Annotated in this window: 22 protein-coding genes; 9 read left to right on the top strand and 13 right to left on the bottom strand. The window is 63.7% G+C overall.

Translation table 11 applies throughout. The annotated features are described in order from the left end of the window. Positions 1 to 59: 59 nt before the first annotated feature. Genes rsmD through QQ992_RS26555 form a run of 3 tightly spaced genes read right to left on the bottom strand, consistent with a single transcriptional unit; the run spans position 60 to position 3,512 of the window. Complete coding sequence (rsmD, locus tag QQ992_RS26565; RefSeq protein ID WP_286111652.1) at positions 60 to 674, bottom strand: 16S rRNA (guanine(966)-N(2))-methyltransferase RsmD; 615 nt, start codon at positions 672 to 674, stop codon at positions 60 to 62. Continuing rightward, the gene (locus QQ992_RS26560; protein ID WP_286111651.1) at positions 674 to 2,164 is read right to left on the bottom strand and encodes a M16 family metallopeptidase; all 1,491 of its coding nucleotides are present in this window, start codon (positions 2,162 to 2,164) and stop codon (positions 674 to 676) included. The genes rsmD and QQ992_RS26560 overlap by 1 nt, the downstream gene beginning before the upstream one ends. Then, the gene (locus QQ992_RS26555; protein ID WP_105946458.1) at positions 2,157 to 3,512 is read right to left on the bottom strand and encodes a M16 family metallopeptidase; all 1,356 of its coding nucleotides are present in this window, start codon (positions 3,510 to 3,512) and stop codon (positions 2,157 to 2,159) included. Before QQ992_RS26555 ends, QQ992_RS26560 begins: the two co-directional genes overlap by 8 nt. A 231-nt stretch (positions 3,513 to 3,743) precedes the next feature. Here QQ992_RS26555 and ftsY point away from each other — a divergent pair, with 231 nt between their 5' ends. The 4 genes from ftsY (at position 3,744) to rpoH (ending at position 7,932) form a co-directional block, all read left to right on the top strand. After that, entirely contained in the window at positions 3,744 to 5,270 is a 1,527-nt protein-coding gene (gene ftsY, locus QQ992_RS26550) for a signal recognition particle-docking protein FtsY (RefSeq protein ID WP_286111650.1), read from the top strand. Positions 5,271 to 5,272: 2 nt separating this feature from the next. Further along, positions 5,273 to 5,944, top strand: coding sequence for a cell division ATP-binding protein FtsE (gene ftsE, locus QQ992_RS26545; protein WP_012274659.1), 672 nt, complete (start codon positions 5,273 to 5,275; stop codon positions 5,942 to 5,944). Then, positions 5,941 to 6,966: a permease-like cell division protein FtsX gene (gene ftsX, locus QQ992_RS26540; RefSeq protein ID WP_286111648.1), complete on the top strand. Its 1,026-nt coding sequence runs from the start codon at positions 5,941 to 5,943 to the stop codon at positions 6,964 to 6,966. The genes ftsE and ftsX overlap by 4 nt, the downstream gene beginning before the upstream one ends. 111 nt (positions 6,967 to 7,077) lie before the next feature. Beyond that, a complete protein-coding gene (gene rpoH / locus QQ992_RS26535; RefSeq protein ID WP_015272155.1) occupies positions 7,078 to 7,932 on the top strand; it encodes an RNA polymerase sigma factor RpoH in 855 nt (284 codons plus the stop codon). Between the two features lie 181 nt (positions 7,933 to 8,113). On the opposite strand, the gene mtgA is transcribed toward rpoH, so the two are convergent. Further along, positions 8,114 to 8,824 carry a monofunctional biosynthetic peptidoglycan transglycosylase gene (gene mtgA, locus QQ992_RS26530; RefSeq protein WP_110742162.1) on the bottom strand — a complete coding sequence of 237 codons (711 nt, stop codon included), beginning with the start codon at positions 8,822 to 8,824 and terminating at the stop codon, positions 8,114 to 8,116. A 64-nt stretch (positions 8,825 to 8,888) separates the two neighbouring features. Here mtgA and QQ992_RS26525 point away from each other — a divergent pair, with 64 nt between their 5' ends. The 4 genes from QQ992_RS26525 to trmB all read left to right on the top strand — a co-directional run bounded on the left by QQ992_RS26525 (position 8,889) and on the right by trmB (position 11,162). After that, entirely contained in the window at positions 8,889 to 9,260 is a 372-nt protein-coding gene (locus QQ992_RS26525; protein ID WP_286111646.1) for a DUF423 domain-containing protein, read from the top strand. Positions 9,261 to 9,362: 102 nt separating this feature from the next. Next, positions 9,363 to 9,563 (top strand): sulfur carrier protein ThiS, encoded by a 201-nt coding sequence (thiS, locus tag QQ992_RS26520; protein ID WP_012274654.1) that lies wholly within the window; start codon positions 9,363 to 9,365, stop codon positions 9,561 to 9,563. A 54-nt stretch (positions 9,564 to 9,617) separates the two neighbouring features. Continuing rightward, positions 9,618 to 10,430 (top strand): thiazole synthase, encoded by an 813-nt coding sequence (locus QQ992_RS26515; RefSeq protein ID WP_286111644.1) that lies wholly within the window; start codon positions 9,618 to 9,620, stop codon positions 10,428 to 10,430. Positions 10,431 to 10,439: 9 nt separating this feature from the next. Then, entirely contained in the window at positions 10,440 to 11,162 is a 723-nt protein-coding gene (trmB, locus tag QQ992_RS26510; protein WP_019097204.1) for a tRNA (guanosine(46)-N7)-methyltransferase TrmB, read from the top strand. A 629-nt stretch (positions 11,163 to 11,791) separates the two neighbouring features. On the opposite strand, the gene QQ992_RS26505 is transcribed toward trmB, so the two are convergent. From QQ992_RS26505 to QQ992_RS26465, 9 genes are all read right to left on the bottom strand, one after another. After that, positions 11,792 to 12,118 (bottom strand): DUF3392 domain-containing protein, encoded by a 327-nt coding sequence (locus QQ992_RS26505; protein WP_016712515.1) that lies wholly within the window; start codon positions 12,116 to 12,118, stop codon positions 11,792 to 11,794. Positions 12,119 to 12,127: 9 nt separating this feature from the next. After that, the gene (hemW, locus tag QQ992_RS26500; RefSeq protein WP_286111642.1) at positions 12,128 to 13,303 is read right to left on the bottom strand and encodes a radical SAM family heme chaperone HemW; all 1,176 of its coding nucleotides are present in this window, start codon (positions 13,301 to 13,303) and stop codon (positions 12,128 to 12,130) included. Next, on the bottom strand, positions 13,300 to 13,896 hold the full coding sequence (gene rdgB / locus QQ992_RS26495; protein WP_016502062.1) for an RdgB/HAM1 family non-canonical purine NTP pyrophosphatase: 597 nt from the start codon (positions 13,894 to 13,896) through the stop codon (positions 13,300 to 13,302). The genes hemW and rdgB overlap by 4 nt, the downstream gene beginning before the upstream one ends. Beyond that, the gene (locus QQ992_RS26490) at positions 13,893 to 14,327 is read right to left on the bottom strand and encodes a DUF4426 domain-containing protein (RefSeq protein ID WP_028698439.1); all 435 of its coding nucleotides are present in this window, start codon (positions 14,325 to 14,327) and stop codon (positions 13,893 to 13,895) included. Before QQ992_RS26490 ends, rdgB begins: the two co-directional genes overlap by 4 nt. 22 nt (positions 14,328 to 14,349) lie before the next feature. Beyond that, positions 14,350 to 14,970, bottom strand: a complete 621-nt coding sequence (gene metW, locus QQ992_RS26485; RefSeq protein ID WP_003249106.1) for a methionine biosynthesis protein MetW — start codon at positions 14,968 to 14,970, stop codon at positions 14,350 to 14,352. 7 nt (positions 14,971 to 14,977) lie between these two features. Further along, positions 14,978 to 16,117: a homoserine O-succinyltransferase MetX gene (gene metX, locus QQ992_RS26480; RefSeq protein WP_028698440.1), complete on the bottom strand. Its 1,140-nt coding sequence runs from the start codon at positions 16,115 to 16,117 to the stop codon at positions 14,978 to 14,980. A gap of 88 nt (positions 16,118 to 16,205) precedes the next feature. After that, entirely contained in the window at positions 16,206 to 16,796 is a 591-nt protein-coding gene (locus QQ992_RS26475) for a YggT family protein (protein ID WP_012274648.1), read from the bottom strand. Positions 16,797 to 16,806: 10 nt separating this feature from the next. After that, on the bottom strand, positions 16,807 to 17,625 hold the full coding sequence (gene proC / locus QQ992_RS26470) for a pyrroline-5-carboxylate reductase (RefSeq protein WP_025752259.1): 819 nt from the start codon (positions 17,623 to 17,625) through the stop codon (positions 16,807 to 16,809). 38 nt (positions 17,626 to 17,663) lie between these two features. Beyond that, positions 17,664 to 18,350: a YggS family pyridoxal phosphate-dependent enzyme gene (locus QQ992_RS26465; protein WP_016712508.1), complete on the bottom strand. Its 687-nt coding sequence runs from the start codon at positions 18,348 to 18,350 to the stop codon at positions 17,664 to 17,666. A 65-nt stretch (positions 18,351 to 18,415) separates the two neighbouring features. Here QQ992_RS26465 and QQ992_RS26460 point away from each other — a divergent pair, with 65 nt between their 5' ends. Then, positions 18,416 to 19,414 carry a type IV pilus twitching motility protein PilT gene (locus QQ992_RS26460; protein WP_286111640.1) on the top strand — a complete coding sequence of 333 codons (999 nt, stop codon included), beginning with the start codon at positions 18,416 to 18,418 and terminating at the stop codon, positions 19,412 to 19,414. The last annotated feature ends 2 nt before the right edge of the window (positions 19,415 to 19,416 follow it).

The raw sequence follows: 19,416 nt of genomic DNA, 5'->3' as shown, positions 1-19,416 counted from the left end.
CGGGGCGACTCGTGATGTGCCTGCCTAGAGTGCCATGAAAAAGCGCCACAGTACCTGCGCTATTGGTCGGTTGTGGCCCTTTGCCAGAGCGCGTAGTGCACTTGACCGGTTTTCTTCTCGCGGTGCAGGCGCCAGTTGCCTGGCAGTTGCAAGGTTGAAGGCGCGGCTTCGCTTTCGGTGTAGACCCACGCCTGTTCGCGCAGCCACTGGTTCTGCTCCAGCAGGTTGCAGGCGTTGGCCAGCAGGTCCTGGTGGAACGGCGGGTCGAGGAACACCACATCGAACTGCTGCTTGGCCGGGCCTTGCAGGTAGCGCAGGGCATCGGTTTGCAGGATCTGCCCACGCGGGCAGCGCAGGATTTCGAGGTTGTTCTTCAGGTTGGCGATGGCTGCCGGGTTGCTGTCCAGCGCCACGGCGTCTTCGGCTCCGCGCGACAGGGCTTCGAGCACCAGGGCGCCGCTACCGGTGAAGGCGTCCAGCACGCGGGCGCCCTCGATGTAAGGCGCCAGCCAGTTGAACACGGTTTCCCGCACGCGGTCGGGCGTTGGCCGCAGGCCTTCGCCTTCCGGTACCGCCAGGCGGCGGCTGCGCCACTCGCCGGCGATGATGCGCAGGTGGCCCTGGCCCTTGCTTTGGCCCGATTGCGGGCGGGCGGGAGGGGTGGATCTTGGCATTAGTGCTCCGGTACTCCGAGCGGCTGCTCGGAGGGCTTGTCAGTGGGGGCTGGCAGCGGTTTCTGTGGCACTTTCGGGCCAACGGTGACGATCACCAGTTTATCGGCTGACAGGTGTTTGTTCATGGCCGCCTTGACCTGTTCGACGGTGAGGGCCTGGGACTGCTGCATGAAGTCCTCCAGCCAGGTCAGCGGCAGGTTGTAGAAGCCGATTGCACCCAGTTGCCCGACGATGCTGGCGTTGCTGGCATTGGACAGCGGGAAGCTGCCGGCCAGTTCGCGCTTGGCATCGTCCAGCTCTTGCTGGGTAGGGCCCTGTTTGAGGTAGTCGGCAAGAATGTCCTGCACCAGCTTCAGCGTGCCTTCGCTCAGCTCGGCGCGGGTTTGCAGGTTGATCATGAACGGGCCGCGCACCTGCATCGGGCTGAACACGGAGTATACGCCGTAGGTCAGGCCGCGCTTTTCACGTACCTCGCTCATCAGGCGGGTGCCGAACGCACCGCCGCCGAGGATCTGGTTACCCAGCGACAGGGCTGGCCAGTCCGGGTCCTGGCGGTCGATACCCAGTTCGGCCAGCATCAGGTGGGTTTGCTTGGACGGGAAGTCGATGTGAGTCAGGCCCGCCTTGGCGTCAGTGGGCTGGGCTGGCGCGGCCAGTGCCGGGCCCTTCGGCAGGCCGGCAGATACCTGGGCCGCAATGGCTTCGGCTTCCGCGCGGCTCAGGTCGCCGACCAGCGCAATGACCGCGTTGCCGCCGGTATAGGCCTTGGCATGGAAGGCGCGCAGCTGTGCCAGGGTGATGCCGTCGATGCTTTCGGCGGTACCGTCGCTGGGGTGGGCGTAAGGGTGATCGCCGTAAAGCTTGCCGAACAGCGCCTTGCCCGCGATCTTGCCGGGGTTCTGCTTTTCGTATTCGAAGCCGGCCAGCATCTGGTTCTTGATGCGCTTGAGGGCGTCTTCGGGGAAGGTCGGCTTGCCGGCCACCTCGGTAAACAGCTTGAGGGCCGGTTCGCGCTTGTCCTTGGCGCTGAGGCTGCGCAGCGAGGCCACGGCCATGTCGCGGTAGGAGCCGTTGCCAAAGTCCGCGCCCAGGCTTTCGAAGCCTTCGGCGATGGCGGTCACGTCCTTGCCGGCCACGCCCTCGTTGAGCATGGCGTTGGTCAGTGCGGCCACGCCTGGCGTAACGCCGTCCTGGCTGCTGCCGGCGGCGAAGGTGACGCGCAGGTCGAACATGGGCAGTTCGCGGGCTTCTACGAACAGTACACGGGCGCCTTCGGCGGTGTTCCAGTGCTGAATGTTCAACTGGCGCCGGCTGGGTGCCTTGCCATCCAGTTCGGCCAAGGACTGCAAGGTGTTGGCTGGGCGAGCGGCGCTGTTGTCGGCCTTGGCGGCGTTGTCGGCCATGGCCGGGGCGGCCAGCACGGTCGCCAGCGCCAGGGCGCGGATGCCCGTGGCCAGCAGGGTTGGGCGTGGTGCGCGGCGATCACTCATGAGCGGACTCCTCGGGCAGTACATGGGCAACGCTCAGGCGTTCGCGGGTGAAATAGGTGCGCGCGGCGTTCTGGATGTCCTGCGGGGTGACACGCTTGAGCTCGTCCAGCTCGCTGTCGATCAGCTTCCAGGACAGGCCGACGGTTTCCAGCTGGCCGATGGTGGTGGCCTGGCTGCTGATGGAATCGCGGTCGTAGACCAGGCCGGCGATGACCTGAGCGCGAACGCGTTCCAGCTCTTCGGCGCTGGGCGGGGTGGTCTTGAGTTCTTCAAGCAACTGCCAGATGCCTTTTTCGACATCGGCGAGGGTTTTCTGCTTTTGCACGTTCGGCGTAGCCGAAATCAGGAACAGGCTGTCGCCGCGGGTGAAGGCGTTGTAGCTGGAAGACGCGCCGGCCACCAGCTCCTGACCACGCTCCAGGCGTGCCGGCATGCGGGCGCTGTAGCCGCCGTCGAGCAGGGCCGAGATCAGGCGCAGGGCATGCACGGTGCGTGGGTCCTTGGCGGTGGGCAGGCCGGGCACGTTGAAACCGTAGATCAGGCTGGGCAGTTGGGTGCGTACATGCAGGGTCAACTGGCGCTGGCCAGGTTCGGCCAGTTCCAGGGGCAGTTTGGCCGGTGGCACGGCACGCTTGGGAATGCTGCCGAAATACTTCTGCGCCAGGCCCTTGACCTCGTCGGCGGTCACATCGCCGACCACCACCAGCGTCGCGTTGTTGGGCGCGTACCAGGACTCGTACCAGTGACGCAGCTCCTCGACCTTCATACGTTCAAGGTCGGCCATCCAGCCGATGGTCGGGGTGTGGTAGCCGCTGGCCGGGTAGGCCATGGCGCGGAACAGCTCAAACGCCTTTTGATTGGGCTGGTCGTCCGTACGCAGGCGGCGCTCTTCCTTGATCACCTCGATTTCGCGGCTGAACTCGTCGGCGGGCAGGCGCAGGCTGGCCAGGCGGTCAGCCTCCAGCTCCAGGGCTACCGGCAGGCGGTCGCGGGCCAGCACCTGGTAGTAAGCGGTGTAGTCGTCGCTGGTGAAGGCGTTTTCGTCGGCGCCCAGGTCACGCAGGATGCGCGAAGCTTCGCCGGGGCCGACCTTGGCGCTGCCCTTGAACATCATGTGTTCCAGCGCGTGGGACAAGCCGGTCTGGCCCGGGGTCTCGTAGCTGGAACCGACCTTGTACCAGATCTGCGAGACCACCACCGGGGCGCGGTGGTCTTCACGCACGACCACTTTCAGGCCATTGTCGAGGATGAATTCGTGGGTGGGTTGCACATCGGCGGCGAGGGCCGCGAGCGGCAGGCAGAGCGTGCCGAACAACAGGCCAGCGGCGCGGCGGGCTAGAGCATTCATACGGTGTTTAACCTGTTCGGCGGCCCGCTGGGTTTAGCGTCGACGGGCCAGGAGGTGCTAGGATACTGATCCGGTTGCCTGGCGACCATGCCTGTCGCCGTTCTGGCCCACAGGACACTAAGACAAAACGTTGCGCATGAACCAGCAGGCTTCAAGATAGTCTGTTCTGCGTAGAGAGAATTCCCGATGTGCCATTGCTGGCTCATCGCTACCCTGAGATAGCCGTCCTCCATGTTTGGTTCCAACGACGACAAAAAAGCGCCGGCCGAGGCTGGCGAAAAGAAAGGCCTGTTCAGCTGGTTTCGAAAGAAGCCGCAGCAACCTGTCGCCGAACAGCCACAAGCCCCCGAACCCCAGGCTGCAGAATCCCTAGCGCCGCAGCCCGCCGTCGAGCGCCCTGAAGCTGCTCCGGTCGAGCCGGTGGTTGCAGCAGCCCCCGCAGCTGTAGCTGAGGCCCCTCGGGCTGCCGAGCCAGCCTTGGCCTCTGAGCCTGCAACGGCGCCCGTGGTGACGCCGGTTTATGAACCGGCACCTGCCCCCGTGGTTACCCAGGCCCCTGAGCCAACCCCGGCCCCTGTGGGAGCGGGCGTGCCCGCGAATGCAGAGCCTGCCGCCCCGCAGGTCGAAACCCCTGCACCCGCAGCAGCTCCGGTCATTCAAGCCGTCGAGCCCCCTGTCAGCAACCTGGTCCTGCCCGTTGCCGAAGAGCCCGTTGCTCTGGTACCCGACCTGGAGCCAAAGGCCCCGCCAGCGATCCCCGAGCGCCCGGTAGTAGCACCTGTCGAGCCAGAACCGGCACCTGTCGCTGCCCCAGCCGTTGTCGAACAAGCCAAACCCGGCTTCTTCGCCCGCCTGAAGCAGGGCCTGTCGAAGACCAGCGCCAGCATCGGCGAGGGCATGGCCAGCCTGTTCCTGGGCAAGAAAGTCATCGACGACGACCTGCTCGACGAGATCGAGACCCGTTTGCTGACCGCTGACGTCGGCGTGGAAGCCACCTCGGCCATCGTCCAGAACCTGACCCAGAAGGTCGCGCGCAAGCAGCTGGCCGACGCTGATGCCCTGTACAAGTCGCTGCAGGAAGAACTGGCCGCACTGCTGCGCCCGGTCGAGCAGCCGCTGAAAGTGCAGGCGCAAAACAAGCCTTACGTCATCCTCGTGGTTGGCGTGAACGGTGCCGGCAAGACCACCACCATCGGCAAGCTGGCCAAGAAGCTGCAGATGGAAGGCAAAAAAGTGATGCTGGCCGCTGGCGATACTTTCCGTGCCGCAGCGGTCGAGCAGTTGCAGGTGTGGGGCGAGCGTAACCAGATTCCGGTAATCGCCCAGCATACCGGTGCCGACTCCGCGTCGGTGATCTTCGACGCCGTTCAAGCCGCCAAGGCCCGTGGCGCCGACGTGCTGATCGCTGACACCGCCGGCCGCCTGCACACCAAAGACAACTTGATGGAAGAGCTGAAGAAGGTCCGCCGTGTTATCGGCAAGCTCGACGCCGATGCGCCGCACGAGGTGCTGCTGGTGCTCGACGCCGGTACTGGCCAGAACGCCATCAGCCAGGCCAAGTACTTCAACCAGAGCGTCGAGCTGACCGGCCTGGCCCTGACCAAGCTGGACGGCACTGCCAAGGGCGGGGTGATCTTCGCCCTGGCCAAGCAGTTCAACATTCCGATCCGCTTCATCGGTGTGGGTGAAGGCATCGACGACCTGCGTACCTTCGAAGCCGAGCCGTTCGTCAAGGCTCTGTTCGCCGAGCGAGACTGACCATGATCCGATTCGAACAGGTTGCCAAGCGCTATCCCAATGGTCATGTGGGTTTGCATGAGCTGAGTTTCCGGGCGCGCCGGGGCGAGTTCCTGTTCGTCACCGGGCACTCGGGCGCCGGCAAGAGCACCTTGCTGCGCCTGTTGCTGGCCATGGAGCGCCCGACCAGTGGCAAGCTCATGCTGGCCGGGCAGGACCTGGGTCAGATCAGCAATGCGCAAATCCCGTTCCTGCGCCGGCAGATCGGCGTGGTGTTTCAGAACCACCAGCTGTTGTTCGACCGCACGGTGTTCAACAACATCGCCTTGCCCCTGCAGATTCTCGGCCTGTCCAAGGCCGAGATCGCCAAACGCGTGGATTCGGCCCTGGAGCGTGTATCGCTGTCCGACAAGGGCGAACTGTTCCCGGCCGACCTGTCCACCGGGCAGCAGCAGCGGGTAGGCATTGCCCGCGCCATCGTCCACCAGCCGGCACTGCTGCTGGCCGACGAACCCACCGGTAACCTCGACCCGCGCCTGGCCGCAGAAATCATGGGCGTGTTCGAGGACATCAACCGCCTGGGTACCACGGTATTGATCGCCAGCCACGACCTGGCACTGATTGCGCGCATGCGCCACCGCATGCTGACCTTGCAGCGCGGCCGCTTGATCGGCGATGGGGAGGCCGGGCAATGAGCACTACACGTACGCCGAAGGTTTCCGAGCGGGTTGCACCTAAGCCCGCTGACCCGCAACCGGCGAAGAAAAAGCGCGGCGAAGACGATGATGGCCCGGATTTCCGCACGTTGCTGCATGCCTGGCTGGAAAGCCACCGTGCCAGCATGGCCGACAGCCTGCGCCGCTTGGGCAAGCAGCCGATCGGCAGCTTTTTCACCTGCCTGGTGATGGCGGTGGCGCTGAGCATGCCCATGGGCCTGTCGTTGCTGCTGAAGAACATCGAGCAGCTTGGCGGCTCGTGGCAGCGCGCCGCGCAAATTTCGCTGTTCCTCAAGCTGGATGCCGGCAGCCGTGAAGGTGAGGCGCTGCGGGATGAGATCAAGGGCATGCCCGGCGTGGCGGACGCGCAATATGTCAGCCGCGAGCAGGCGCTGGAGGAATTCCAGCAGCAGTCCGGCTTGGGCGAGGCCCTGCGTGAACTGCCCGACAACCCGTTGCCTGGCGTGGTGGTCGTGACCCCGACCGAGGTCGACAAACCGGCCCTGGAAGCTTTGCGTCAGCGTCTGTCGGAGCTGCCACGGGTTGAAGTGGCGCAACTGGACCTGGTGTGGGTCGAGCGCCTGGCAGCCATCCTCAAGCTGGGTGACCGCTTCGTCTTCGGCCTGGCCGTGATGCTGATTTCTGCCCTGCTGTTAGTAATCGGTAACACAATTCGTCTACACATTGAAAACCGCCGGATCGAGATCGAAGTGATCAAGCTGGTTGGCGGCACCGACGCCTACGTACGCCGGCCTTTCCTGTACATGGGTGCCCTCTATGGCCTGGGTGCGGGCCTGTTGGCGTGGGGCATCCTGGCGTTTGGCCTGAACTGGCTGAACGAGGCGGTTGTAGGGCTTTCCGGGCTGTATGGCAGTGATTTCGCCCTGGGGGGTGTGCCGGCGTCCGATGGTCTGTCGCTCTTGATCGGAGCAGTGTTGTTGGGGTATATCGGTGCATGGATCGCAGTCGCTCGTCACCTGAACGAGTTGGCGCCGCGATAGTTTTTACGTGCCAGCATTGACATTTTCTTCACTGTGGAACTTGTACCGTCGTTCCAGGTCAATGTTGGCAGCGCCCACAAGGCGCGAGTTTAGTAAGTCGGAGGTTCTTGAATGACCACATCGTTGCAACCTGCCTATGCCTTGGTACCCGGTGCAAACCTGGAAGCCTATGTGCACACGGTCAACAGCATCCCGCTGCTGACGGTCGAGCAGGAGCGTGATCTGGGCGAGCGTCTCTATTATGAGCAGGATGTCGAGGCCGCTCGTCAAATGGTGATGGCCCACCTGCGTTTCGTCGTACACATTGCCCGTAGCTATGCGGGTTACGGGCTGGCCCAGGCCGACCTGATCCAGGAAGGCAACGTCGGCCTGATGAAAGCCGTCAAGCGCTTCAACCCGGAAATGGGTGTGCGCCTGGTGTCGTTCGCCGTGCACTGGATCAAGGCAGAAATCCACGAATTCATCCTGCGCAACTGGCGTATCGTCAAGGTGGCGACCACCAAGGCCCAGCGCAAACTGTTCTTCAACCTGCGCAGCCAGAAGAAGCGTCTGGCCTGGCTGAACAACGACGAAGTGCATCGCGTGGCAGAAAGCCTTGGTGTAGAGCCGCGTGAAGTGCGTGAGATGGAAAGCCGCTTGAGTGGCCAGGACATGGCGTTCGACCCGGCAGCGGAAGCTGACGACGACAGCGCCTTCCAGTCGCCTGCACATTACCTGGAAGACCACCGGTACGACCCGGCGGTGCAACTGGAGGATGCCGATTGGAGCGACAACTCGACCAGCAACCTGCACGAAGCGCTGCAAGGGCTGGATGAGCGTAGCCGCGATATTCTCTACCAGCGCTGGTTGGCGGAAGAGAAGGCCACGTTGCATGAGCTGGCAGACAAGTACAGCGTGTCGGCTGAGCGGATTCGCCAGCTGGAGAAGAATGCGATGAACAAGGTCAAGGCGTTGATCGCAGTCTGATCGAGCCTTGGCTGTACAGAAAAGCTGCTGGCCCGGGTAGGGTTAGCGGCTTTTTTTTGCCGGTGAAATATTGGGGCCGCTTTGCGGCCCATCGCGACACAAGGCCGCTCCTACAGGCGACCGCGATCCCCTGTAGGAGCGGCCTTGTGTCGCGATGGGCTGCGCAGCAGCCCCAAAAGACTCAAAGCTTGCGCGAAGTGTCGAGTTGCATCAGGTAGCTAGGCCCACCCAGCTGGCTCATCTGCCGGCGAATCCACCCGGCCCGGCTCGCCACATAGGCACTTGGCCGGCTGGCACTCCACTTGATCGGGCTAGGCAGCACCGCCGCCAGTTGTGCGGCTTGCTGGCGGCTAAGCCGGCTGGCATCCACGCCAAAGTGATAGCGCGCCGCCGCCTGGGCGCCGAACACGCCCTTGCCCCATTCGGCACTGTTCAAGTAGACCTCGAGAATTCGCTCCTTCGACCAGAACAGCTCGATCAAGGCCGTGAACCACGCCTCCAGCCCTTTGCGGAACCAACTGCGCCCGGACCACAGAAACAGGTTCTTGGCCACTTGCTGGGTCAGGGTGCTGGCACCGCGAACGCTGCCGCCGCGCTCGTTATAGGCCAGTGCCGCCTGGATGGCCGGGATGTCGAACCCCCAATGGCTGGCGAACTTCTGGTCCTCACCCGCAATGACGGCAACCTTCAGCTCATCAGAGATGTTCTCCCACGGCTCCCAGTCGCGTTGCAGGTCGATCGGCTCGCCACTGACCCACGATTGCACCTTGCGCTCGACCATCAGTGCCGTACCGGGCGGTGGCACCCAGCGGAACACCAGCACCAGCACGATGCTGCCGGCAGCGAACCAGAGCAGGGCACGGGAAAGACGGCGCAGAAGAGTTGGAAGCATGGCGATGGCTTGGCCGTACGGGTGGAAGGGGCCATTATACAGACCCGATCCAAGGAGTCGTCCCATGCTTCGCAGCTTCCTGATGCTTGCCGCCTTTTTCGGCTTTACCGGGGTCGCCCTGGGTGCCTTCGCCGCCCACGGCCTGAAAAGCCGTCTGACGGCTGACTACCTGGCCGTTTTCCATACCGGCGTGACCTACCAGCTGGTGCATGCCCTGGCGATCTTCGGCGTTGCCGTGCTCTCGGCGCACCTGCCCGGGCGCCTGGTGGGCTGGGCTGGCGGCCTGTTTGCCCTGGGGATCGTGCTGTTCTCCGGCAGCCTGTACCTGCTGACCCTCAGCGGCCTGGGCAAGCTGGGCATCATCACCCCGATTGGCGGCCTGTGCTTCCTGGCCGGCTGGTTGTGCCTGGGCCTGGCAGCCTGGCGGCTGGGCTGACCGGGTGGTCCACAATCGCGACTAATGGCGCGCACCGCCCTTGGGTTGCAGGGCGGTTCGGCGCTAGAATGCGGGCCCCAAAGAACAATGGTGGCCGTGCGCATGCGCATTCAACTGAACGGTGAACCTTACGAACTGCCTGCTGGCGAAAGCGTTGCAGCCCTGCTGACGCGCCTGGAACTTGCCGGGCGCCGTGTCGCAGTGGAACTGAATCTGGACATCGTGCCGCGCAGCCAGCACGACAGCACGCTGCTGAACGACGGCGACCAGGTCGAAGTGGTCCACGCCATTGGTGGCGGCTGACAGCAGCCCTGCGGTTCACAAGCTAGCCCTGCAACCTTTTCCCGAGGAACAACGATGAGCAACGTTCGTAGCGACAAGCCTTTTACCCTGGCCGGGCGTACTTTCCAGTCGCGCCTGCTGGTGGGCACCGGCAAGTACCGTGACATGGAAGAAACCCGCCTGGCCACCGAGGCCTCGGGTGCTGAAATCGTCACCGTCGCCGTGCGCCGCACCAACCTTGGGCAGAATGCGGGCGAGCCGAACCTGCTCGACGTACTGTCGCCCGACAAGTACACCATCCTGCCGAACACGGCAGGCTGCTTTGACGCGGTGGAAGCGGTGCGTACTTGCCGCCTGGCCCGCGAACTGCTGGATGGGCGCAAATCGCACGAATCCCGCACGCTGGTGAAGCTGGAAGTGCTGGCCGACCAGAAAACCCTGTTCCCTAACGTGATCGAAACCCTCAAGGCCGCCGAAGTGCTGGTCAAGGACGGTTTCGACGTGATGGTGTACACCAGCGATGATCCGATCATCGCCCGCCAACTGGCCGAAGCCGGCTGCATCGCAGTCATGCCGCTGGCTGGCCTGATTGGTACCGGCCTGGGTATCTGCAACCCCTACAACCTGCAGATCATCCTGGAAGAATCCAAAGTCCCGGTGCTGGTCGATGCCGGCGTGGGCACCGCATCCGATGCCACCATCGCCATGGAAATGGGTTGCGAGGCCGTGCTGATGAACTCGGCCATTGCCCACGCGCAGCAGCCGGTGATGATGGCTGAAGCCATGAAGCACGCCATCGTCGCCGGTCGCCTGGCCTACCTGGCCGGCCGTATGCCGAAGAAACTCTATGCCAGCGCCTCTTCGCCGCTGGATGGTCTGATCAAGTAAGAGCCCCTGATGACTGAATCGCACGATACGCCGATCACCCCCGACGGCGACGCCCGCCCACACCGCCGCATCAAGAGCTTCGTGATGCGCGCCGGGCGCATGACCGAAGGCCAGCAACGCGGCCTGGACCAGGGCGGCCCACTGTACATCCTGCCGTTGGCTGACAGCCCGGTGGACTACGACCAGGTGTTTGGGCGCTCGGCGCCGCGCACCCTGGAGATCGGCTTCGGCATGGGCCATTCCCTGCTGGAAATGGCTGCTGCCGCGCCTGAGCAGGACTTTATCGGCGTGGAAGTGCACCGCCCGGGTGTGGGCGCGCTGCTCAACGGCGTGCTGACCCAGGGCCTGAAGAACCTGCGGGTGTATGACTGCGATGCCATCGAAGTGCTGAACCGCTGCGTGGCGGACAACAGCCTCGACCGCTTGATGCTGTTCTTCCCCGACCCGTGGCACAAGGCGCGTCACCACAAGCGCCGCATCGTGCAGCTGGAGTTTGCCGAGCTGGTACGTCGCAAGCTCAAGCCTGGTGGTGTGTTCCACATGGCGACAGATTGGGAGCCGTATGCCGAGTACATGCTGGAAGTGATGAGTGCTGCACCTGGCTATCGCAACCGTGCGGCTGACGGTACTTACGTGCCGCGCCCTGAAGAGCGCCCGATCACCAAGTTCGAACGCCGCGGCGAGCGGCTGGGGCATGGGGTGTGGGACTTGAAGTTCGAGAAGGTGGATTGATCGGCTGATCTGGCCTTTCGATGTGCTGGTGCTTGCAGAAATGCAGGCGAAAAAAACCGCCTTGAGTAAGGCGGTTTTTTTGTGAGCCACAGGACTGAGTATCCTTCACTCTGGGATATCACCGAAAACACCCGCACTGCAAAAATATCTTAAGCAGGCTGGCAGGGACCGTCAATGCTGCGAAACATCCGGCATTACGTGTGTCGGAACCCTTAACAGTCTTGCACGCAGATCCCAAGTATCATCACGTTGCTCCTGTGTAGATGTGATCGGTGATGGGCCGGGTAGGAGAAGAATTCTGCTTTCCGGCCCCTTCGACATGGCCTGAGAACCGTGCCGGCAGCTGTCTTCGAAGGGCCATTAACCTGGCCACTTCACCGAAAGCACTCGCACTGTTTTCGAAGGCATCGAAGTACCGGTTAGATGCTGGAAGATTGGCCCGCCAACACGGAGGCCAAGGCATATGAAGCGTTTGCTTGATACGCTGAGCCGCGTCTGGAAGCTTGTCCGGATCTTGATAGTGATCAAGACCGTTCGGGACTTCATGCGCGACCACTTCGATGATGCCCGTTAAGGGCTAGTCAGGTGGGAGGGCTGCCCTGGTATCCCGGGGCAGCTTTTAGCAGTCCTTACCCTCGGCGATCAGCCACTACACCAATCAACACCAGCACCACCAGCAGCACCGGCGCCAGCGCGTAGTTGTTGAACTGGCTCAACCCCTTCACCACCCACGGCGTGGCATAGATCAGCGCCGCACCGCTGCCGATCATCACCATCAGCGCCATGAACGGCACTCGCAATGCGCCCGCCAAGCCACCCAGCCGCTGCTCGGCCCAGGCTTTGACATCGCTACCAAACAGCACCAGCAGGCAGCCTACCAAGGCCAGTGAAATCTCCGACAGGTTACCGCGGCTCCAGCGGGAAACCGTCGCGAGCAGATCAAGTACCAGATCCATGGGTCATCCTTAGGTCAAGAAATACTGCAGCAGGTCATTGAGGAACAACTGGCCCCTTGGCGTGGCCACCAGTCGATCCGGTTCGACCTGCAAAAGGCCCTTTTGTTCGGCGGCGCGGCGTGCCTCGCGCAGTTGCTCCAGTGGCAAACCGGTGCGCTGGGTGAACAGCTCGGCTTCCACTCCGTCGGTCAGGCGCAGGGCGTTCATCAGGAACTCGAACGGCAGCTCGTCGACCGGCAGCAGCTTCTCTCCGGCCTTGAATGGCTTGGCCAGGTTCAGGTAATCCTTGGGCAGGCGGGTCTTCCAGGTACGCAGGATGCGCTCGTCGGCGAAAGTCAGCTTGCCGTGGGCGCCGGCGCCGATGCCGATGAAGTCGCCGAAGCGCCAGTAATTCAGGTTGTGCCGGGCAACGCGGCCCGCCTGGGCGTAGGCCGATACCTCGTACTGGCGGAAACCGTGCTCGGCCATCAGTGCCTGGCCGGCTTCCTGAATATCCCAGAGGATGTCGTCCTCGGGCAGCTCAGGCGGCTGGTTCCAGAACACCGTGTTCGGTTCCACGGTCAGCTGGTACCACGACAGGTGTGTCGGCCCCAGGTCGATGGCCTGGCGCAGGTCGCCCAGCGCATCATCCAGCGACTGGTCGGGCAGGCCGTGCATCAGGTCCATGTTGAAGTTGTCGAAGCCGGCCGCACGCGCCATGCCGGCAGCACGGACCGCTTCATCGCCATTGTGGATGCGCCCCAGCGCCTCCAGTTTGGCGGGCTGGAAACTTTGCACGCCGATGGACAGGCGGTTGATGCCGGTTTGCCGGTAGGCCTTGAATTTGTCCTGCTCGAAGGTGCCAGGGTTGGCTTCCAGGGTGATTTCGATGTCTGGTGCGAACGGGATGCGTTGCTCCACGCCGCGCAGCAGCCGGCCCAGGGCGTTGGCACTGAACAGGCTGGGCGTACCGCCACCGAAGAAGATCGAACTGATCGGGCGGCCCTGTACGGCGGCCAGCTCCTGATCGAGGTCGTCCAGCAGCGCTGTGACGTAGGCATCTTCCGGCAGTTCAGGCCCGGCAGCGTGGGAATTGAAGTCGCAGTAGGGGCACTTGCGTACGCACCACGGAATGTGGATGTACAGCGCCAGCGGCGGCAGGCTGGTGAAACCCGCCGCGCCGGGGGTGGACAGCGTTGCGATCATGCCAGGCCCAGACGTTGGCGCAGCAGGGCCATGGCACGGGCGCGGTGGCTGAGCTGGTTCTTGTCCGCCGGGGCCAGGTCGGCGCTGGAGCAGTTGCGTTCCGGCACCCAGAACAGCGGGTCATAGCCAAAGCCATGCTCGCCGCTGGCCTCGAACAGGATACTGCCGTGCCACAGGCCTTCGCACAGGATCGGCAGCGGGTCGTCGGCATGCCGCACCAGCGCCAGCACGCAAACGAACTGCGCACCGCGCTCGGCTTCGGGCACGTCCTTCAAGGCTTCGAGCAGCTTGGCATTGTTGGCCGCGTCACCCTTGCCGTCGGCGTAGCGCGCCGAGTAGATGCCCGGCGCACCACCGAGGAAGTCCACCGCCAGGCCGGAATCGTCAGCCAAGGCCGGCAGGCCGGAGATACGTGCGGCGTTACGCGCCTTGAGAATGGCGTTTTCAACGAACGACAGGCCGGTTTCTTCTGGCTCTACCTGGCTGAATTCGCCAATCGAACGCAGTTGCACGGACTGGCCGAGCATGGCCTGCAGTTCCTTGAGTTTGCCGGCGTTGTGGCTGGCCAATACGAGTTGCTGGAAATTCATCATTCGCCTGGGAACACTTCCTGGTTGAAGCTAAGGGAATTGCTGATACCGCCGGTTTCGATATTCAGGTCGAAGGTGACGGTTTCTGGCTGTTCGATCTTGAACTGGGCGATGTAGTACACCGCGCCCTGTTCGGTAATCTGTTTGAACGACAGCGGGCTGCTGCGCCCGGTCAGGTCCTTGACCGTGCCGCTGACCACCGCTGTGGCAGGTTTGTTGGCCTTGAGTACGGCAATGTTGAGCACGCCCTGGTTCTTGCTGCGCACCAGGCCGGTGGCTGCGGCCACCTCGGGCGTGAGCATGCTCGACGTGAACGCGCTGTAGTGCACCGTCACGTCGCCAAACACTTCCTTGCGCTCGGGCCGGGCGGCATCGGCAGCCAGTACCGGCAAGGCCAGGCACAGGCTGATCAGGAACAGGGCTAGGCGACGCATGGGGCGATTCCTCCGGTGGGCGTCAGACCGCGAGCTGGTGCTCTTGCAGGCCCGGGCTGCTGACGCGATAGATGCCGATCTCACCTAGAAGATTAGGCCAAAGCCGGCCACCCCACCCGTTGCGGTGCAAGTGGTCGACGGCCAGGCGGTCGAGCACCTTCGCTCGGCGCTCGTGCACCAGCTCTTCGAAGTCGGCGAAGGTGCAGAAGTGGATGTTCGGCGTGTTGTACCAGGTATACGGCATGAAGTCCGATACCGGCATGCGGCCCTTGGTGGCCAGGTACCAGCGGCAGCGCCAGTGGCCGAAGTTCGGGAAGGTGATGATGCACTGGCGGCCCACGCGCAGCATCTCGTCGAGGATGCGGTCGGGGTACTCCACGGCCTGCAGGGCCTGGGTCATGATCACTACGTCGAAACTGTTGCTGGCGAAGTTGCCCAGACCTTTGTCCAGGTCCTGCTCGATGACGTTGACGCCCTTGGCCACACAGGCGGCAATGTTGTCGGCGTCGATCTCCAGGCCATAGCCGGTGACCTGCTTGCGGTCACGCAGCGAGGCCAGCAGTTCGCCGCTGCCGCAGCCCAGGTCGAGTACCCGGCTGCCGGCGGGGATCCAGTCGTGGATGATTTCCAGATCGGCTCTCATGCTGTCCTCAGATGGCAATGCGGTTCATGTAGTTCGAGAAACCCTGCATGTAGCGAGGTGTGGGGATCAGGAAGGCATCGTGCCCGTAAGGCGAGTCGATCTCCAGGTAGCAGACGTTCTTGCGCGCGGCCATCAGGGCGTCGACGATTTCGCGCGAACGGGCCGGCGAGAAGCGCCAGTCGGTCGTGAACGACATGATGCAGTAGTCCGCCTTGACGTGGGCCAGCGTGGCAGCCAGGTCACCGCCCTGGGCGGCGGCCGGGTCGAAATAGTCCAGCGCCTTGGTCATCAGCAGATAGGTATTGGCGTCGAAACGGCCAGAAAACTCCTCGCCCTGGTAGCGCAGGTAGCTTTCGACCTGGAACTCGACACTGTGGAAGTCGTAGTTGAGCTTGTCGCTCTTGAGCTCACGGCCGAATTTTTCACCCATCGAGTCGTCCGACAGGTAGGTGATGTGGCCGACCATGCGCGCCAGCATCAGACCGCGCTTGGGGATCACGCCCTGGTCCTGGAACGAACCGCCGTGGAATTCGGGGTCGGTAAGGATGGCCTGGCGTGCCACTTCGTTGAAGGCAATGTTCTGTGCTGACAGCTTGGGCGCCGAGGCGATGTCGACACAATGGCGCACTCGCTCGGGGTAGGTCATGGTCCATTGCAGTGCCTGCATGCCACCCAGGCTGCCGCCGACGATTGCCGCCCATTGCGCAATGCCCAGGCGGTCTGCCAGGCGTGCCTGGCTGTGTACCCAGTCTTCGACAGTCAGCACCGGGAAATCGGCGCCATAAGGCTTGCCGGTGGCCGGGTTGATGCTGCTGGGGCCGGTGCTGCCGTTGCAGCCACCCAGGTTGTTCAGGCTGACCACGAAGAAGCGGTTGGTGTCGATGGGCTTGCCAGGGCCAATGCAGCTGTCCCACCAACCCGGCTTGCGGTCGGTGTCGGCATGGTAGCCAGCGGCATGGTGGTGACCGGAAAGGGCATGGCAGATCAGCACGGCGTTGCTCGCGCTGGCGTTCAGGGTGCCATAGGTCTCGTAGACCAGCTCGTAACTGGCCAGGGAACGGCCACAGGCCAGGGCCAGCGGTTCATCGAACCGGGCGGTTTGCGGTACTACCAGACCGACGGAATCTTCGGGAAAGACAGTGGACATCGACCCTGCTCACGCTTGACGGAGGCGTAAGTCTAAAGAGCGCTACCCCCAGCGGCAAGCAAAGGCTTGCCGCTGGGGGCAACCAGGGTCAGATCATGCGCCACAGTTCCTGTGGCATGCCGGCGTAGGCGGCCAGCGGGGGCATGACGAACGACTGGATCACCTGGATCGCCAGGAAGGCGAAGATCGGCGAGATATCCATGCCGCCCAGGTTAGGCACGAGGCGGCGGAACGGTGCCAGTACCGGCTCGCTGATCTGGTAGGCCAGCTCGGCTGCGGGGTTATGGCTGTTGGGGGCGACCCACGAAACGATCACCATCACGATCATCGCCACCCAGAAAATCTTCAGGAACAGCGAGGTGATGCCGATGATCGCCCACATCAGCAAGTGCAGGATGTCGCCGAACGTGCCGTAGGTGACCATCAGCACGAAGCCCATCAGCAGGGCCTGGATAACGATGGCCAACAGCAGCGACGAGGTGTCCAGCCCGCCGACACTCGGGATGACCCGGCGGATCGGCTTGAGCAGCGGCTGGGTGGCGCGCACCGCGAACTGGCAAAGCGGGTTGTAGAAGTTGGCCTTGACCAGCTGCAGCACGAAGCGCAGCAGGACGATCACCAGGTACAGGCTGACCAAGGTTTGCACCACGAAGATCGCGGCACCGGACAGTGCATTCATCTAAAGCTCCTTATTTGCCCAGTTGTTCGGCCAGCTCGGCAGAGCGCGTGGCCGCAGCCTGCAGTGCCTGCTCGACGATGGCTTCGAAGCCGCTGGCCTGGAACGACTTGATCGCCGCTTCCGTGGTGCCGGCGGGCGAGGTGACGCGGCGGCGCAGTTCGGCGGCATCGACATCGCTGGCAACCGCCATGCGCGCGGCGCCCAGGGCCGTCTGCAAGGTCAGCTGCGAGGCGGTTTCGCGTGGCAGGCCGAGTTTTTCGCCTGCCGCTGTCATGGCCTCGATCAGCAGGAAGAAGTACGCCGGGCCACTGCCGGACACGGCGGTCACAGCGTCCAGTTGCTGCTCCTGCTCCAGCCACAGGGCAGTGCCCACGGCCGACAGCAGTTGTTCGGCCTGCTGGCGCTGTTCGCCGGACACCTCGGCGGTGGCGTACAGGCCGCTCACGCCCTGACGCAGCAGCGCCGGGGTGTTGGGCATGCAACGCACGACCGGGCGAGCGCCCACCCAGCTTTGCAGGCTGGCGCAGGTGATACCGGCGGCGATGGAAACGATCAGTTGGCCATCCTGCAGGTTGGGTTGCAGGGCCTGGCACACGGCTTTCATGACCTGCGGCTTGACTGCCAGCACGATGACGTCGGCGCCGTCGATGGCCTGGGCGTTGTGCTCGAAGGTTTCGATGCCGTGCTCGGCCTGGATGCGGCTGCGGGTCTCGGCGCCCGGGTCGCTGGCGCGGATCTGCGAGGCGTCCAGGCCCTGGGCACGCAGACCACCGATCAGGCTGGCGGCCATGTTGCCGGCGCCGATAAAGGCAATACGAGTCTTGCTCATGTCAGGTCCTTGTGGAAAAGAGTGAGTGAAGCATGGAATCAGGTGTTGCCGTAGTCGCGTGCCCCGAACAGGGCGGTACCGATACGCACCCAGGTCGCACCCTGAGCGATCGCCGCTTCCAGGTCGTGGCTCATGCCCATGGACAGGGTGTCCAGGCCAAGGTCCAGCCCTTCCTGCAACGCGCGCAGGCTGGCGAAGGCAGCCTCCTGGGCAGCGCGATCATCGGTGGGTTCGGGGATTGCCATCAGCCCGCGCAGGCGCAGGTTGGGCAATGCGGCCACGGCCTTGGCCAGGGCCGGCAGGTCGGCGGGGGCGCAGCCGGATTTGCTGTCTTCGCCGCTGACGTTCACCTGCAGGCAGATGTTCAGTGGTGCCAGCCCGGCAGGGCGCTGCTCGGACAGGCGTTGGGCAATTTTCAGGCGGTCCACGGAATGCACCCAGTCGAAATGCTCGGCGATGGCTTTGGTCTTGTTCGACTGAATGGGGCCGATGAAGTGCCAGATCAAGGGCAAGTCGCTGAGCGCCTGCTGCTTTGTCAGCGCTTCCTGTAGGTAGTTTTCCCCGAAGTCACGCACGCCGGCAGCGTGGACCTCGCGGATGGCGCTGGCGGGCTTGGTCTTGCTCACAGCCAGCAGCTGGACGCTGGCCGGATCACGCCCGGCTGCCTGGGCAGCACTGGCGATACGGGCGGAAATCGCGGAAAGGTTGTCTGCTAGGGTGGACATGGATGAATGCCGGCAGCTGTTGGGTTTGCGGCATTCTACCTACTTGAAGGCCTTTGGGGAGTCTCATGGATGTGACCGACCTGTTGGCCCGGGCCGTGGAGGCGGGGGCTTCGGACCTGCACCTGGCGGCGGGCCAGATACCAATGCTGCGTCTGGACGGTGAGTTGCAGCGCATGAACTTGCCGCCGCTGGTGGCGGCGGACCTGGCCGAGGGCATGGCGCCCTTGTTGGCAGAGCAGCAAAGGCGGCAATGGGCCGAGGGTGATGAACTGGACCTGGCGCTGGCGTTGCCCGCGCTCGGCCGCTTTCGGCTGAACCTGTTTCGCCAACTGAATGGCCCTGGGGCAACCTTTCGGCTGATCCCCGGGCGGATCGCCACGCTGGATGAACTGGGCCTGGAGGATGTGTATCAAGCTGTTGCGCACTGCCGTGATGGCTTGATCCTGGTGGGTGGGCCGACCGGCAGTGGCAAGTCCAGCACCCTGGCGTCGCTGCTTGACCAGCTGAACCGGGAGCGGGCGCTGCACATCATTACCCTGGAAGACCCGGTCGAAGTTATCCACAGCAGCCAACGCAGCCTGGTCAATCAGCGTGAGATTGGCCGCCACAGCGGCGGCTTTGCCCAGGGGCTGCGCAGTGCCCTGCGACAGGACCCGGATGTGATCATGATTGGCGAATTGCGCGACCTGGAGACCGTTCGCCTGGCCTTGCGCGCGGCAGAGACCGGGCACCTGGTGCTGGCGACGGTGCATACGCGTTCGGCCGTAAACAGCATCGATCGGTTGGTGGAGGTATTTGCTGCCGAGGAAAAGCCGTTGGTACGCGCGATGCTGGCCGAGTCGCTACGCCTGGTGGTGGCGCAGGTACTGGTCAGGCGCGTAGGTGGCGGGCGGGTTGCGGCGCGGGAAGTGCTGGTGGCGACGACGGCGGTGCGTAATTTGGTGCGGGAGGGGCGGATGGCGCAGTTGTGTTCGGTGATGCAGGCGGGTGGTGCAGAAGGGATGCGGACGATGGAGGGGGCAATGCGGGGGTTGGTGGAGAAGAGGCTGATCAGCGATTTGTAGTG

It is taken from the genome of Pseudomonas kurunegalensis (assembly GCF_030291635.1).
In the GTDB taxonomy this organism is placed as follows: domain Bacteria; phylum Pseudomonadota; class Gammaproteobacteria; order Pseudomonadales; family Pseudomonadaceae; genus Aquipseudomonas; species Aquipseudomonas monteilii.
Note: the sequence above shows the minus strand (reverse complement) of the source record. Positions and strands in the feature narration are given on the sequence as shown.